We start from the raw sequence: 15,738 nt of genomic DNA on the forward strand, positions 1-15,738 counted from the left end.
GATCACGCATCGTTGGCCGAGTGAGACCTCTCCGTAATAAGTCGACCGGTCGTGGCGATCAAAGAACTGATGACTCTACGAGCGCGGGTTCTGGCTGTGCTGGCCGCGGTGCTGGCGTGCGCCATGCTGGTCGCCCCGACGGGCACCGTGAACGCGTCGCCGATTGTGGCCAAGGACTTCTCGAAGCCGGCGATCGTCATCCTCGGGTACGGCCTCAAGCCGAACGGCACGATGCGGACGATCCTGCACACCCGAGTGCTGACGGGTCTGGCAATCGCGCAGATCTTCCCGGAGGCGCCCGTGATCGTGACCGGCGGCAACCCGCGCAACGGCAACACCGAAGCCGGTCAGATGCGCAAGATGCTGCGCCTGCTCGGTATGCCCGAGCACCGGATCATCGTCGAGGACAGGGCCAACAGCACCGTGCAGAACGCCCGGTTCTCGGTGCCGCTGGCCGAGGAAGCGGGCACGACCGGAATCATCCTGGTCACCTCGTCGTCGCACCAGGGCCGAGCCGACGGTAACTTCGCCGACGCCGGCGCCAATGTGCTGGCCACCGTCAGCTTCCCGGACAGCAACCCGACCATCAACATCACCCAATTCGTGCGGGATGCCATCAGTCCCTTCATCACCATCACCTGACGCGATGCCGCACCGGTGGGGCCTGGGGGCCTTCGTCGTCGTCGAGGTCGTCTACCTGGTGGCGTCGTTGGCCCTCGCTCTGCTCGTCGGCGAGGATCCGCCGGTGGCGGCGATCGCGCTGGTGGTCGCCGGCCCGGCACTGCTGGCGGCAGTGCTCGCCGTCGCGATCACCCGGCTGCGGGGCAACGGGCCGCGGACGGACCTCAAGCTGGTGTGGTCGCGACCGGCGATGGCTGTCGGCCTACTGTTCGGTGCCGGCGGGCTGGTCGTCACGATTCCGGCGGCGATGCTCTGGGTGCAGATCGTCGGACAGGACGCCAACTCCGCGGCCGGGGAGGTGTTCGGCGGGCTGCGCGGCGGCTGGCCCTCGGCGGTGCTGGTGTTCGTCGTGATCGTGGTGGTGGCGCCGGTGTGCGAGGAGATCATGTACCGCGGCCTGCTGTGGGGTGCGGTCGACCGGCGGTGGGGTCGCTGGGCGGCGTTGGTGATCACCACCGTGGTCTTCGCGCTGGCGCATCTCGAGTGGACGCGCGCACCGTTGCTGGTCGTGGTCGCGATACCGATCGCGCTGGCGCGGCTCTACACCGACAACCTCGTCGCGAGCATCGCGGCCCACCAGGTGACCAACCTGCTTCCCGGGCTGGTGCTGATGTTCACCGTGGCCGGGGCGGTGCCGGCGTGACCGCTGCGCCGTCGAACACCCCGTGCAGGTAGTCGTCGCGGCAGGCATGACGGACCAGCTTGCCGCTGGTGGTGCGCGGAATGGCCCCGGCGGGCACCAGCCGCACGTCGTCGACATGCAGTCCGTGCCGCTGCTGCACCGCGGTCCGGATGTGCTCGATGGCCGATGCCGGGTCGGCCCGACCCGTGCCCGTCGCCCGCTCGGCGACCACCACCAACCGGTCGCCGTCGACGGTGAAAGCGGCGACGTAGCCCCGCCGGACGACGGGCGTCGCATCGGCGACCGTGGTCTCGAGGTCGTGCGGGTAGTGCCATCGGCCGTCGAGGTGCACCACGTCGGCGAGACGTCCCGCGACGAACAGCTCGCCTTCGACGTAGAACCCGAGATCACCGGTGCGGAACCAGTTTTCGTCGGACGGGGCACCGTCGCTGTGGCTGTGCTCCCGCAGCGGGAGCAGCTGGCCGTGAAACGCGCGTCGGGTCTCCTCGGGCCGGTCCCAGTAGCCGCGGCCGATGTTGTCGCCCTGCAACCAGATCTCGCCGACGGTGCCGTCGGGTTGTTCGGCCCCGGTACCCGGATCGACGACGACACACCACAGGTTGCGGGCGATGTGACCGCACGACACGTGGCCGAACGCGTGGGGGTCGTCGGCGCGCACCGGCACCACCCTGCCGCGGCCGAACTCGCGCCGGTCCGTGTACAGCATCCGGGCCCGCTCCGACGGGCGGATCGTCGACACGAACAGCGTGGCTTCGGCGAGCCCGTAGGACGGCTTGAAGGCTGTGGGCGGCAAGCCGAACGGCGCGAACGCCGTGTCGAACGCGGTGATCGCGGAAAAGCTGACCGGCTCGGAACCGATGATCAGCGACACATTGGCCAGATCGACGTCGGCACCGGCGGCGGGGACTCCGCGCGCCGCGGCCCATTCATAGGCGAAGTTCGGCGCCGCGGTGACCACCCGTCCGGCGCGGCAGCCCGCCGACAGTGCTTCGATCCACCGCAGCGGCCGGCGGATGAACGCCGTCGGCGACATCAAGGTCGTGTGCCCGCCGTAGACGGTCGGGAACCCGATCATCGACAGACCCATGTCGTGGTAGAGCGGTAACCAGCTGACCCCGTGGGTGTTTCGGTCGAGCAGATCGATCGACAGGATCATCTGCAGCAGGTTGGTGCCCACGTTCCGGTGGGTGATCTCGACTCCGACGGGCGCCCGGGTCGCGCCGCCGGTGTACTGCAGGTGCGACACGTCGTCGACGTCGATCGCGGTCGGGGTGAAGGCGGTCGCCGCCGAATCGGGGATTTCGTCGACCGTCAGCACCGGCGGTGCGTCGAACCCCGTCATCGCGCCCAGGAAACCCTCCACCGCGGTCCGGGCAGACGCGGTGGTCAGCACTGCGTGCGGCCGGGCGTTGCGCAGCGCGACGTCGAGTCGCTCGGCGTGCCCGGGCAACTCGGGCGCGAAGAGCGGAACCGCGATGCTGCCGGCCCGGATCGCTGCGAAGAACGCCGCCACGTAGTCCAGGCCCTGAGACGCCAGGATCGCGACCCGGTCACCGCGTCCGGCCACCTGCTGCACGCGCGCTCCGATGGCCAGCATCCGGACGCCGAGCTGGTTCCACGTCACCTCGCTGACGCGGGTGCCGGAGGCGAAATCGAGATACCGGTAGGCCACGGCGTCGCCGACGCTGGCGATGTTGCGCTCGATCAGCGAGATCAGCGTGACGCCGGGCGGCAGCCTGATGCTGCCGTCGGGCGCCAGGCAATCCTCGATCTGCAGCAACCCCATGGCGGCAGTCTACGGTGCGAGATAACTGCCGGACCCGCAACGCTTTCCGGCGATCAGGCGATGATGCGGACCAGGTACGGCGTCATGTTCTCGGTACGAACCGGCGACACGGCCACGCCCTTGTCGGTGGTTTCCACCATCTGTCCGTTGCCGATGAACAGCGCCACGCTCTGGGTGCCCTCGGGGCCGTAGAACATCAGATCACCGGGCAGCGCCGCCGCCGGCGCCACCTTCTGCCCGACCTTGTACTGCTCACCCGACGATCGTGGAAGCTTCACCCCCGCACCGGCGTAGGCGTACACCATCAGGCCCGACGCGTCGAAACCGACCACCTCGATCCGCGGTGCCGGTGCAGCGGGCGCCGCGACCGGTGCTGCCGGCGATGCCGGCGGCAGGTTCAGGCCGGGGATCACACCAGCAGGTGCCGCGTCGAGCTGCGGCTCTTCCGGGGCGGGCGCGGCCACGGTGCCCTTGCTGGGCCCGGACGCGCCGCCGCCGCCGTAGGCGAACGGGACGCCGCGCTGCGAGAGCGCCCGGGAGATGACGAGGTCGACGGCCTTCTGGTTGGCCGCCGAACGCTCGGCGGCAGCCAGGCCCGGCGTCGCCACCAGGAGCGCAAGACCGATCACCAGGACAAGGACGCGTCGCATCGCACTTCCATCACTTTCCGAGTCAAACAACAACAGTCACTATGATCACTTCTACACCACGGTGCAGACAGGTATTGACGTCGTTGCAGGGCCCGGTCCGGACAGATGCGCAACCGGAACGTAACGGTGACCTATGCCGGGCGCCGGCGCTCTAGGGTGCGGGCGCCGAGCACACCGCCGGTCAGGACTTCAGCGCCTCCAGCGCCGCGTCGTAGTCGGGCTCCTGCCCGATCTCGGGCACCAGTTCGGTGTAGCGCACGGTGCCGTCGGCGCCCACAAGGACCACCGCGCGCGCCAGCAACCCGGCCATCGGGCCGTCGCCGATCGTGATCCCGTAGTCCTCGCCGAAGCTGTCGCGGAAGGCCGACGCGGTCGTCACGTTCTCGATGTTCTCCGCGCCGCAGAACCGCTTCAGCGCAAACGGCAGGTCCTTGGACACGCACAGCACCGGCACCCCGGTGGCCGCGGCGCGCTCGTTGAAGGTCCGCACACTGGCGGCGCAGACGGGGGTGTCCACCGACGGGAAGATGTTCAGCAGGACAGGCTTGTCGCGGAACTGGTCGGCGCTGACCGTGCCGAGGTCGGTGCCGACCAGGGTGAAGCCGGGTGCCGGTGATCCGACGGCGGGCAGTTCGCCGACGGTGTTGATCGGGTTTCCACGCAACGTTATCTGTGCCATGCGCACAGTCTGCCAAGAGCGGCCCGTGCGAGCGCGCCGGGGTCGGTGCGCGCTCAGGCGTGACCGTTGCGGCCGTAGTGCCGCGCGATGTCGGGCGAATCCAGCCATCCCGAGTACGTGGCGCGCTGGGGCCAACCCTCCGGTGAGTCCTGCCACTCCTCCTGCCGGCCCCACGGCAGGATGTCGATCAGCGCGAAAGTGTGGCTGAGCTGTTCTGTGCCGCGCCCGTTGGTGTGCCACGTGCGATAGACGGTGTCGCCGTCGCGCAGGAAGACGTTGACCGCGAACCCTGTGTTGGGGGCGGCGTCGACATCGGCGGCGAAGTTGCTCCCCGACGACGAGTACCAGTCCATGGCGTTGCCGACCTTCTCGCGGTAGGCCAGCGCCTCCTCGATCGGTCCGGAGGTGACGATGACGAACCGCGCGTCGTAGTTGGCCAGGAACTCCAGCCGGGTGAACTGGGAGGTGAACCCGGTGCATCCACCGCACTGCCATTCGGCGCCGTCGCTCCACATGTGGTTGTAGACGATCAACTGCCTGCGGCCGGCGAACACATCGGCCAGCCAGACGGGTCCGTCCGCACCGATCAACGTGTAGTCGGGCATCTCCACCATGGGCAGTCGGCGCCGCTGCGCAGCGATCGCATCGAGCTCCCGGGTGGCGGCCTTCTCCCGCGCGCGCAGGTCAGCCAGTGCGGTGCGCCACGTCGCGGCATCGACCACGGGCGGCAGGGCGGTCGGTTCGGTCGTCCTCGGTTGGGTCATCTCGGTTCTTTCGCTCGATGGTCGTCTCCGCTGATACTGACCGAGCCTGCACCGGATTCTCATCGCTTGGCAGGATGGCGGTCATGTCATCGCCCCGGGACGCAGCGCCCCGCATCGGATCCGCCCGACCCGGCTCGTGGTCGACGCAGCTGTGGACGGCAATCGCCCCGATCTTCGACGCGATCGTGTCGCATCCGTTCGTCACCGGTCTGACCGACGGCAGTCTGGCCTCGGACGCATTCGCGTACTACGTCGCCCAGGACGTGCACTATCTGCGGGCCTACGCCCGCGCGCTGGCGATCGTCGCGGCCAAGGCCCCGACGATGGCCGACAGCGCGATGTTCGCCCGGCACTGCGCCGAGGTCTTCGACGTCGAACTCGAGTTGCACGGCGAACTGCTGCCCGCGCTCGGGTTGTCGACCGAAGCGGTCGACGCGATTCCGGTCGGTCCGACCACCCAGGCGTACAACAGCTATCTGCTGGCCACCACCTATGACGGCAGCTTCGTCGACGGCCTGGCCACGGTGCTGCCCTGTTATTGGATCTACGCCGAGGTGGGTGCGGAATTGGCGCTGCACGGCTCCACCGATCCGCGCTACCAGCGCTGGATCGACAGCTACGGCGGTGACGAGTTCGCCGCGACCGTCGCCGAGGTGCTGGACCTGACCGACCGGATCGGACCCTCGCTCTCGCCCGCCGACGAAGCCGCCGCGCGGGCGCACTTCGTGACGACCTCGCGATATGAGTGGATGTTCTTCGATGCGGGTCATCGTCAGGAGAAATGGCCGGTCTGAACCAGGCTTTGCGCCGTAGGGTGAAGCATGGCCATCACCGAAGCTGACCTCCAGTCCGAATCGTCGTTCGAGCGCGACGTCGCCGAGACGCAGCGCTACCTCGACAGCCCGCGCTTCGAGGGGATCATCCGGCTCTACACCGCCCGTCAGGTCGCCGAACAGCGCGGCACCATTCCTGTCGACTATGCGGTGGCGCGCGAAGCCGCCACCGAGTTCTACCCGCATCTGCGCAGGCTTTTCGAGCAGAAGAAATCCATCACCACCTTCGGGCCGTACTCCCCCGGCCAGGCGGTGGTGATGAAACGCATGGGCATCGAGGGCATCTACCTGGGCGGCTGGGCCACCTCCGCGAAGGGGTCCACCACCGAGGACCCGGGTCCGGACCTGGCGAGCTACCCACTCAGTCAGGTGCCCGAAGAGGCCGCGGGCCTGGTGCGTGCGCTGCTGACCGCCGACCGCAACCAGAACTATCTGCGCATGCAGATGGCCCCGGAACAGCGCGCCGCGACCCCGGCCTACGACTACCGGCCCTTCATCATCGCCGACGCGGACACCGGCCACGGCGGTGATCCGCACGTGCGCAACCTGATTCGGCGTTTCGTGGAAGCCGGTGTGCCCGGCTACCACATCGAGGACCAGCGGCCCGGCACCAAGAAGTGCGGTCATCAGGGCGGCAAGGTGCTGGTCCCGTCCGACGAGCAGATCAAGCGTCTGAACACCGCCCGGTTCCAGCTCGACGTGATGCGCGTACCCGGCATCATCGTCGCGCGCACCGACGCCGAAGCGGCCAACCTGATCGACAGCCGCGGCGACGAGCGGGACCAACCGTTTCTGCTGGGCGCGACCAATCTGAAGATCCCGCCCTACAAGTCGTGCTTCCTGGCGATGATGCGCCGTTTCTACGACCAGGGTGTTCGCGAGATCAACGGTCATCTGCTCTACGCGCTGCCCGACGGCGAGTACACCGCCGCCGAGGCCTGGCTGGAGCGCCAGGGTCTGCTGGCCGTCATCGACGAGGCAGCGCAGTCCTGGAAAGACGGCGCGGTGGCATCCGTGGACGACGCCTACGACAAGGTCGAGTCCGAGTTCGTCGGCGTGTGGGAGTCCGACGCCGGCCTGGACACCTACGGCGGTGCGGTCGCCGAACTGCTGGAGTTCCGTGAGCGGGAAGGTGAACCGTCGTCGATGAGCGTGGCCGAGTGGCGCACGTTCGCCGAGCGCGCACCGCTGTACACGGCGCGCGAAAAGGCCAAGGAACTCGGCGTCGACGTCGCCTGGGACTGTGAGCGGGCCAAGACGCCCGAGGGCTACTACCAGGTGCGCGGCGGCATCCCGTACGCGATCGCCAAGTCCCTGGCCGCCGCCCCGTTCGCCGACATCCTGTGGATGGAGACCAAGACCGCCGATCTGGCCGACGCCCGACAGTTCGCCGAGGCCGTGCACGCCGTGTACCCGGACAAGATGCTGGCCTACAACCTCTCGCCGTCGTTCAACTGGGACACCACCGGTATGACCGACGAGGAGATGCGGGCCTTTCCCGAGGAACTCGGCAAGATGGGGTTCGTCTTCAACTTCATCACCTACGGCGGTCATCAGGTCGACGGTGTGGCCTCCGAGGAGTTCGCGACCTCATTGCGCCAGGAGGGCATGCTGGCGCTGGCGCGGCTGCAACGCAAGATGCGCCTGGTCGAATCTCCGTACCGCACACCGCAAACCCTCGTCGGAGGTCCGCGCAGCGACGCCGCGCTGGCCGCATCGTCGGGCCGCACGGCCACCACGAAGGCGATGGGCAAAGGCTCGACCCAGCACCAGCACCTGGTGCAGACTGAGGTGCCCAAGAAGCTGCTCGAAGAGTGGCTGGCGATGTGGGCCAAGCATTATGAGATCTCCGAGAAGCTGCACGTCCAGTTGCGTCCGCGGCGGGCGGGTTCGGACGTCCTGGACCTGCAGATTCTGGGCGACGGCGAGGAACCCCTGGCCAACGTCGTCGTCGATCCGATCAAGGACCGGCACGGCCGCAGCATCCTGACGGTTCGCGACCAGAACACCTTCGCCGAACACCTGCGCCAGAAGCGCCTGATGGATCTGATCCACCTGTGGCTGATCCACCGGTTCAAGGCCGTGATCGTGTACTACGTGACGCCGACCGAGGACAACATCTATCAGACCGAGAAGATGAAGGCGCACGGCATCTTCAGCGACGTGTACCAGGAGGTCGGCGAGATCATCGTCGGCGACGTGAACCAGCCGCGCATCGACGAACTGCTCGCGCCCGACCGGGAGGCCCTGGGGCGGCTGATCAGCAAGCAGGACTGAGCGGGTGGTCAGCGCGCCTCGCCGGCGCGCTGCAACAACGCCCGCCACCGCTCGAGGGTGGCCGGATCGGTGACCTCACACCGGGCCAGCCGCGCGGCGTCGGGTGAGGCCGGCGTCGGCGCGGCCGGCAGGAATGCGCCGGCGCCGGATAGCGACCGTGGGGCGCTGACGAGGTCCACCTCGGCCAGCCACGACGGCACCGGCCCGCACGGGTAGCGCAGATCCGGGACCGAGGCGGCCAGCGCCACGTCGCCCGCGACCCCGATACTGGTCAGCGCTACCAGGTTGACCAGCGCCGGCAGCCCGGTCAATTCGGCTCGCCGCAGCGCGCGGCGCACCCCGCCGAGCGGACCGCTGCTCAGGATTACCGCATCGGCGGCCTGCGCGGGGCGCGCGGCGCGGGCGAGCACCTCGCTGTCGACGGCGACCGGCATGTCGACCCGGGACCGCACCGCCTCGGCGGAATCCGCTGAATCACACGATAGTTCGACGATGTCCACGGCGGGGGCCATCCGGCTCAGATCGCGAATGACCCGGACGGCGGCTTCGACATCGTCGACGGGCACGACGCAGCGCAGAACCTCGCCGTTGGTCAGACGGTCGGCGACCGCCTGGACGTGCTCGATGTCCGTGCCGGACGACGATGGCGAGACGGCGATCCGCGCGGCGGCGACCGGTACCTGGCCGCGGACGGCATCGGGCCAGCCCACGGTGCTCGGCTCCATCGCCGCAGTCAGCCAGCGTGCAGCGAGCGCGTCGTCCGCGTCGGGCGGCGGGCTGAACTCACCCCAGCCCTGCGGTCCCTCCACGAGGGCTCCGACACGGAGCCCGTCGGAGGTGGGTACGGCAAAGACCCGGGCGGCACGGAAGTCGATCAGCGTTCTCACTGACCGACAACGTATCCCGCGCCGCCGCGGCTAACCTAACGGCGTGGTCGATGCGCCGTTTCTGCTGCTGTCGATCCGCGATGAGGACGAGGCTGCGGACGACGAATTCCGGGCGGTGCGCCGCTTCGCCGGCCTGGCCGGCCACCAGCTGCACCGGATCAAGCTGACGGAACGTCCGTTGGGGGCGGTGGACCTGCGGGACTGGTCGGGCATCATCCTCGGCGGCGGGCCGTACAACGTCAGCGACGACGAGATCACCAAGTCACCCACGCAGCGGCGGGTGGAGACCGAACTCGCTGCCCTGCTCGAGACGGTGATCGAGAACGACTTCCCGTTCCTGGGCTGCTGCTACGGCATCGGCACCGTCGGGCTGGCGGTGGGCGCGGTCATCGACCGTGTGTACACGGAACCCGTCGGGCCGGTCACCGTGGCGGTCACCGAGCAGGGCCGCCGTGACCCGTTGTTCGCCGACCTTCCGGACGTCTTCGACGCCTACGGCGGACACAAGGAGGCCGCGACGACACTGCCCGCCGGGGTGGCGCACCTGGCCAGCTCTCCTGCCTGCCCGGTCCAGGCGTTCCGGGTGGGCGCCAACGTGTATGCGACGCAGTTCCATCCCGAGCTCGACCTCGACGGCCTGTGCACCCGCATCGAGGTCTACAAGAACCACGGGTACTTCCCGCCCGAGACTGCCGAGGCGCTCAAGCAGACAGCCCGGCAGCGCACGGTCACCGCGCCGATGACGATCCTGCGGCGCTTCGCGCAGCGCTACTCCCGGCAGGTGTAGCAGATCAACCCTCGATTTCGAACTGCGCCCGCGAGACCTGGTCGGCCATCTGCACCAGCCGTGCGCGCACCCGGTTGTGGGCCTCGTCCCGGTCGTAGCCGTGGAAGGCGTCGGCATCGGTGAAGTCAGCGACGATGACGAAATCGCAGTTGCCGTCCCGCAATCCGGCATCGACGCCCGCGGTCATGCGCACGGTGCCCGGGCAGTTCAGCTCATGGAGTTCGCGCTGGATGCTGCTCAGCTCGGCGGCGTCGTACCCGGGCTTCAGCTTGGCCAGTACCACATGGCGGATCATCGGGTGCCACCGTAACAGCGACGCTGGTGTCAGTACGGGTTGAGTTGCGAGGAGATCAGCGGGGCGATCCTGTCGGCCATGTAGGCGTGCCCGGCATCGGTGGGATGCACCCCGTCCTTACCGATCAGTTCGGGCCGGCCGGCGAACCACCGCGCGGCGATCGGGTCGACGAACGTTGCGCCGGCCAGTTCGGCCTGATAGCCGAGCACGTCGCGGATGCGCAGGATCTCCGGCGGCGGGCTGGCCGTCGGCCATGGCGGCCCGATCACCAGGAGCTTGGCCGATCGGGCGATCTGGCGGGCCAGCTGCAGCGTGCCGTACATCGCGATCGACAGCCGGGTCGGGTCGACCGGCATGTCGTTGCGGGACCCGTAGAACACGACCAGCGCGTCACCGGGTTTGACCGCGCGCACGGTCAGATCCTCGAACACGCTGCCCCGATTGCCGCGGGTGCAGTAACCGGCGCCGCCTTCGGCTGCCACCGTCGGCGTGACGGCGATACCACGCTCGGACAGGTGCCGCCACACCTGCGGCGCCCACGCCTGCGGCCCGTTGCCGCCCTGGTCGCTTCCGGTGGTGTACGAATCCCCGATCACCGTCACCCGGTTGGCGACGAAGTTCAGGTGCCGCACCTCGGGCCGTTGCACGTGGGGGTACTGCGCATACGTGCTGCCGAACAATAAGACGACAGCCAACAGACAGGTGAACAGCCGACTCACTGGACCAGCGTAGTTTCGGGAGGCGCTCCAACCGGGGCGACGCGCCGCAGCGCCGATTCGTTACCCGGCGCGCGCCACCGACTGCAGCCGGCCGTGCACCGGATCGGCGGTCTGCGGGCGCGGCCGGTCGTGGCCCCGCGGCTCGACCATGCGTCGCATCCACCGTCGGGCGGGCTCCTCGACGAAGTGATACAGCCAGGCGGCGCCCAGGCCGGACAGCACGATCAGGCCCAGCACCACGAGCTTCGCCGACCAGCTGGGCGTCAACGTGATGTCGAACTGCTGCACCGCCCAGTTCCAGGCCGTGTGCACGATTTCGTGCAGCATGTACAGGCTGAACGAGATGTGCCCCAGATAGACCACCGGCCGCAGCGACAGCACGGTCGGCAGGGTCCCGGCGCCGATGGCCACCGCGATCACGAACGGTACGAATAACACGTCGACCAGGCCGCCGGCGTCATAGATGCCGCCCGGCGGATGCGCATCGAGCAGGTACAGGCCGCCGATGATCGTCACCCCGATCGCGAGCGAGACCACCCCGGCGGCCTGCCGAGATCGGTCGGAGAGCTGGAGTTTGCGCACCGCGGCGCAGGCCAGCGCACCGGCGAGGAACTGCATCACGATGCGCGGCAGCCAGCTCCACGGGGTGTAGAACACCCCACTGGCCAACAACAGCAGGATCGGGGGCAGCGACGCCGCGACGGCCAGCCACATCAGTCCGCGCGCCCGGGTCACCACCGCGATGCGGAACACCACCAGGATCAACCCGCCGAACAGCAGGTAGGCCAGCCATTCGGCGCTGATCGACCATGCGGGACCGTCCCAGCTCGAACCGTCGAAGTACGGCTCGAACCACAATTGGACGAGGAGAACCTGACGCCACCAACTGGTGGCGTTGAGCGACTCGACGACCTCGGGCTCGGCGGGGACATGCCCGACATAGAGGGTGAAGATGATCCACGCCGCGGCCAGGTGCATCGTCACCAGGTACACCGGCCACACGCGCGCGAGCCGCAGCCACAGGAACCGCAACGTGGCTCGGGTGGACCACGACTGGCCCATCCGGTCGAGATAGTTCCAGGTCAGCACAAACCCGCTGAGAATGAAGAACAGGTCGACCCCTTGCGCTCCGGCATCGAGCACCGGTGCCAGGGCACTGCTGAAGTCCGGGGCGGCCTGGGTCAGCAGCGGCCGGAAGTGGAACAGCACCACCCACACCGCGGCGAGAATGCGCAGGCCGGACAGGGCCTTGATCTCTCCGCTGCGCACGCCACTCATTTCGTCGAATCGGATTGTCGGATCGTGATTCCGGACGCCGGCAGACGGGAGGACTTGAGATGAGCCGCTCCCCCGATCTCACAGCGGCGACCGCTGGCAGGTTACCAGCGGAACGCGCCCCGATCGGGGTTCGCAACGCCGCGTCGGCGCGGGCTGTCTCCGTGGCGGCGACCCCGGGTATTCTCAAGGAATTGTCAATCGAACAGACCGGCCCGCCGCCGAGCGCGCCAACGAGAGTGTCGGGGCCCATGAGCGTCCTGAATAACAGCGACACCCTGTTGCTGCTGCTGGTAGAGGACGATCGCGCCGACGCCATCCTGGTCGAAGAGCTCATCGCCGACACCGGCGTCGACATCAAGGTGATGTGGGCGCAGACGATGGCCGAGGCCGAGAAGTTGATCGCCGGCGACCGCCCCGACTGCGTCCTGCTGGACCTCCATCTGCACGACATCGACGGCATGGAAGGGCTCAACCGTATTGCCGCGCTGGACGGGACGATTCCCGTCGTGGTGCTCACCGGCCTGAACGACGAGCATTTCGCGTCGGTGGCCGTCGGGTCGGGCGCCCAGGACTACCTGGTCAAGGACCGCGTGGACCCCGAGACGCTCCGCCGTGCCGTCCTCTACGCGATCGAGCGTAAACGCGCCGAGCTCACCGCGGTCGATCTGCACGCGACGCAGCTGCGTGAACGCGAGAATGCGCGGTTGGAGCGCGGTCTGCTGCCGTCACCGCTGCTGCTGGACGACCCGGGCGTGGACATCGTCAGCCAGTACCGGCCTAGCCGGGCGAACGCGCTTCTCGGCGGTGACTTCTACGATTTCGTGCAGACCCCGGACCGGACGGTGCACGTGATGATCGGCGACGTCGCCGGGCACGGCCCCGACGAAGCGGCGCTGGGGGTGGCGCTGCGCATCGCCTGGCGGGCGCTGACCTTCGCGGGTCTGCGGGGTGCCGACCGGATGCGTCAGCTGGAACGGATTCTGCGGGCCGAACGAACCGGGAAGGGCATCTTCGCCACCGTGCTCAGCCTGGCGATACCACCGGAGGGCCCGCTCATCTCCGCGGTCCGTGCCGGACATCCGGGAATGCTGCTCCATGGCGGCGGCACGGTCGAATGGGTGGAACCCGCCGGCGGGCCCGCGCTGGGCCTGCATGGCGGCGACTGGACGCCCGTGCCGATCGAGCTGCCGGAGGGCACAGGGCTGGTTCTGCTGACCGACGGGCTCTTCGAGGGACACATCGGGCGCGGAAACGAGCGGCTCGGCGAGGCCGGTCTGCTGGAGTTGGCGCAGTCCTTCGCCGCGCTGCCGGGCGGGGCGTTCGTCGACGCGCTCATCAACGCGGTCGAGGACCGGGCCCAATCGCAGGGCGGCATCGAGGACGACATCGCCGTCGTGCGCGTCGAACGGGTCCGGCAGCGATGAGCGACGCTCGCGAGCGCGCCGCCGCACAGCTCCCGCGGCTGACGGTGCAGGGTTGGCAGTACCTGGTGATGTCGATCATGGGACTCGTCGTCCTGGTGGGCAGCCTCGCCATCGCCGAGTTGGTGCACCGCACCAATCAGGCGACCGACGAGGTCATCGAGCTGATCCAACCGTCCCGGGTGACCGCCTACCAGCTGCAGGCGGCGCTGCGCGACCAGGAGACCGCCGTGCGCGGCTACGTGCTCTCCGCCGACGAGCAGTTCCTGATGCCGTTCGAGGACGGCCGGCAGACCGAGGCGGCGGCCTCGGCGCAGCTCCGCCTGCTCCAGCAGGACCGCCCCGACCTGCTCGAAGACCTCGACGCCATCGAACTGGCCGCGGGTGCGTGGCGGACGAATTTCGCCCAGCCCGCGATCGAAGACGTGCAGCCGGGGCGGCCTACCGTCATTTCGCCCGAGCTGACCGATGTCGGCAAGAACGAATTCGATCGATTGCGCGAGCTGTTCCAGATCCAGAACACGCGGCTCGACCAAGCCCGCGAGGACGGTATCGCCGAGTTCGAACAGACGCGCTGGTGGCGCAATGTGGTGATGCTCGCCATGCTGGTCGCGTTCGTCGTGACGTTGGCGCTGTTGACGCTGCTGGTGCGACGGACACTGGTGCGGCCCCTGTCCGCGGTGGCCACGGCGTGCCGACGGGTGGCCGAAGGCAACTTCAGCGAGCGCATCGAGCCGCAGGGTCCCAAGGACATCCGTGCCATCGCCACCGACGTGGAGAACATGCGGCAGCGCATCGTCGAGGAACTCGAGGCCTCGCGGGAGGCCAACGACGCACTCGACGAGCACGCCGAGGAACTGCGCCGGTCCAACGCCGAACTGGAGCAGTTCGCCTACGTCGCGTCCCACGACCTGCAGGAGCCGTTGCGTAAGGTGGCGTCGTTCTGTCAGCTCTTGGAGAAGCGCTACGGCGACAAACTCGACGAGCGCGGCGTCGAATACATCGGGTTCGCCGTCGACGGCGCCAAACGGATGCAGGTGCTGATCAACGACCTGTTGACGTTCTCGCGGGTCGGACGCCTCAACGCCACCGAGACCGACGTCGACCTCAACGCCACCCTCGATGCCGCGCTGGGCAACTTGGCGACGTCGCTGGAGGAATCCGGAGCGGTGATCGAGCGGCCGCGCGAGGGGCTGCCGACCGTCAAGGGCGACCCGACACTGCTGACGATGTTGTGGCAGAACCTGGTCGGCAACGCGGTCAAGTTCCGCCAGCCCGACGTCGCTCCCCGCGTCGTCATCGAGTGCCTGGAGACGTCCGAGGACGGCCATCAGCATTGGTCGTTTTCGTTGGCCGACAACGGTATCGGGATCGCGCCGGAGTTCAGCGACAAGGTGTTCGTGATCTTTCAGCGGTTGCACGGCCGCGACGCCTACAGCGGCACCGGCATCGGCCTTGCGCTGTGCAAGAAGATCGTCGAGCACCACGGGGGAACGATCTGGATTGACAACGGTTACACCGGAGGCACACGCTTTGAATTCACCTTGCCCGTCGCGGTGGATGACACGGCGGCTCCCGTTTTGGAAGGATCGACGCCATGACACCCGCTGAACGCGCCATCGACGTGTTGCTCATCGAGGACGATCCGGGAGACGAGCTGATCACCCGAGAGGCGTTCGAGCACAACAAGATCAAGAACACGCTGCACGTCGCGCACGATGGCGAGGAGGGGCTGGACTTCCTGTACCGTCGTGGTCCCTACGCAGACGCCCCGACACCGGATCTGATCCTGCTGGACCTGAATCTGCCGAAGTACGACGGCCGTCAGCTGTTGGAGACGGTCAAGTCCGATCCCGATCTCAGTCACATTCCGGTGGTGGTGCTGACGACCTCGTCGGCCGAAGAGGACATCCTGCGCAGCTACAAGCTGCACGCCAATGCCTATGTCACCAAGCCCGTCGATCTCGATCAGTTCATGAACGCGGTCCGGCAGATCGACGAGTTCTTCGTGCAGGTGGTCCGGCTTCCGCAGTTCTGA

General features: G+C 68.2%; 16 protein-coding genes. 8 read left to right on the forward strand and 8 right to left on the reverse strand.

The window, feature by feature from the left end:
- Positions 1-69: 69 nt before the first annotated feature.
- Both G6N31_RS05810 and G6N31_RS05815 read left to right on the forward strand, forming a co-directional pair.
- Positions 70-642, forward strand: coding sequence for a YdcF family protein (locus G6N31_RS05810; protein ID WP_098002703.1), 573 nt, complete (start codon positions 70-72; stop codon positions 640-642).
- 4 nt (positions 643-646) lie between these two features.
- Positions 647-1,324 (forward strand): CPBP family intramembrane glutamic endopeptidase, encoded by a 678-nt coding sequence (locus G6N31_RS05815; RefSeq protein ID WP_234815234.1) that lies wholly within the window; start codon positions 647-649, stop codon positions 1,322-1,324.
- Here the strand turns inward: G6N31_RS05815 and G6N31_RS05820 are convergent.
- From G6N31_RS05820 to G6N31_RS05835, 4 genes are all read right to left on the reverse strand, one after another.
- Positions 1,296-3,110: a fatty acyl-AMP ligase gene (locus G6N31_RS05820; protein ID WP_098002662.1), complete on the reverse strand. Its 1,815-nt coding sequence runs from the start codon at positions 3,108-3,110 to the stop codon at positions 1,296-1,298. The two genes, G6N31_RS05815 and G6N31_RS05820, sit on opposite strands and share 29 nt — an antisense overlap.
- 53 nt (positions 3,111-3,163) lie before the next feature.
- Entirely contained in the window at positions 3,164-3,760 is a 597-nt protein-coding gene (gene ripD / locus G6N31_RS05825; protein ID WP_098002663.1) for an NlpC/P60 family peptidoglycan-binding protein RipD, read from the reverse strand.
- Positions 3,761-3,941: 181 nt separating this feature from the next.
- Positions 3,942-4,439, reverse strand: coding sequence for a thiol peroxidase (gene tpx / locus G6N31_RS05830; RefSeq protein ID WP_098002664.1), 498 nt, complete (start codon positions 4,437-4,439; stop codon positions 3,942-3,944).
- A 53-nt stretch (positions 4,440-4,492) separates the two neighbouring features.
- Positions 4,493-5,203: a DUF899 domain-containing protein gene (locus G6N31_RS05835; RefSeq protein WP_098002665.1), complete on the reverse strand. Its 711-nt coding sequence runs from the start codon at positions 5,201-5,203 to the stop codon at positions 4,493-4,495.
- An 83-nt stretch (positions 5,204-5,286) separates the two neighbouring features.
- On the opposite strand from G6N31_RS05835, the gene tenA reads away from it, so the two are divergent.
- Positions 5,287-5,997, forward strand: coding sequence for a thiaminase II (tenA, locus tag G6N31_RS05840; protein WP_165776233.1), 711 nt, complete (start codon positions 5,287-5,289; stop codon positions 5,995-5,997).
- 27 nt (positions 5,998-6,024) lie between these two features.
- Positions 6,025-8,313, forward strand: coding sequence for an isocitrate lyase ICL2 (aceA, locus tag G6N31_RS05845; protein WP_098002667.1), 2,289 nt, complete (start codon positions 6,025-6,027; stop codon positions 8,311-8,313).
- A gap of 8 nt (positions 8,314-8,321) precedes the next feature.
- Here aceA and G6N31_RS05850 read toward each other — a convergent pair whose 3' ends face one another.
- A complete protein-coding gene (locus G6N31_RS05850) occupies positions 8,322-9,200 on the reverse strand; it encodes an O-succinylbenzoate-CoA synthase (RefSeq protein WP_098002668.1) in 879 nt (292 codons plus the stop codon).
- 43 nt (positions 9,201-9,243) lie between these two features.
- Between G6N31_RS05850 and G6N31_RS05855 the strand changes: the two genes are divergently transcribed.
- Complete coding sequence (locus G6N31_RS05855; RefSeq protein ID WP_098002669.1) at positions 9,244-9,987, forward strand: glutamine amidotransferase; 744 nt, start codon at positions 9,244-9,246, stop codon at positions 9,985-9,987.
- 4 nt (positions 9,988-9,991) lie between these two features.
- Here the strand turns inward: G6N31_RS05855 and G6N31_RS05860 are convergent, their stop codons facing one another.
- From G6N31_RS05860 to G6N31_RS05870, 3 genes are read right to left on the reverse strand one after another with little or no spacing between them, the layout of a single operon-like run.
- Positions 9,992-10,282: a Dabb family protein gene (locus tag G6N31_RS05860; RefSeq protein ID WP_098002670.1), complete on the reverse strand. Its 291-nt coding sequence runs from the start codon at positions 10,280-10,282 to the stop codon at positions 9,992-9,994.
- Positions 10,283-10,311: 29 nt separating this feature from the next.
- Complete coding sequence (locus tag G6N31_RS05865; RefSeq protein ID WP_098002671.1) at positions 10,312-11,001, reverse strand: Rv0518 family GDSL lipase; 690 nt, start codon at positions 10,999-11,001, stop codon at positions 10,312-10,314.
- A gap of 60 nt (positions 11,002-11,061) precedes the next feature.
- Positions 11,062-12,279, reverse strand: coding sequence for an acyltransferase family protein (locus G6N31_RS05870; protein WP_098002672.1), 1,218 nt, complete (start codon positions 12,277-12,279; stop codon positions 11,062-11,064).
- 248 nt (positions 12,280-12,527) lie between these two features.
- On the opposite strand from G6N31_RS05870, the gene G6N31_RS05875 reads away from it, so the two are divergent.
- The 3 genes from G6N31_RS05875 to G6N31_RS05885 are packed head-to-tail and all read left to right on the forward strand — an operon-like array spanning position 12,528 to position 15,738.
- Positions 12,528-13,703 carry a PP2C family protein-serine/threonine phosphatase gene (locus tag G6N31_RS05875; RefSeq protein ID WP_098002673.1) on the forward strand — a complete coding sequence of 392 codons (1,176 nt, stop codon included), beginning with the start codon at positions 12,528-12,530 and terminating at the stop codon, positions 13,701-13,703.
- Positions 13,700-15,301 (forward strand): sensor histidine kinase, encoded by a 1,602-nt coding sequence (locus G6N31_RS05880; protein ID WP_098002674.1) that lies wholly within the window; start codon positions 13,700-13,702, stop codon positions 15,299-15,301. Before G6N31_RS05875 ends, G6N31_RS05880 begins: the two co-directional genes overlap by 4 nt.
- Positions 15,298-15,738 carry a response regulator gene (locus G6N31_RS05885; RefSeq protein ID WP_098002675.1) on the forward strand — a complete coding sequence of 147 codons (441 nt, stop codon included), beginning with the start codon at positions 15,298-15,300 and terminating at the stop codon, positions 15,736-15,738. The genes G6N31_RS05880 and G6N31_RS05885 overlap by 4 nt, the downstream gene beginning before the upstream one ends.

This window comes from Mycolicibacterium duvalii, from assembly GCF_010726645.1.
GTDB lineage: Bacteria > Actinomycetota > Actinomycetes > Mycobacteriales > Mycobacteriaceae > Mycobacterium > Mycobacterium duvalii.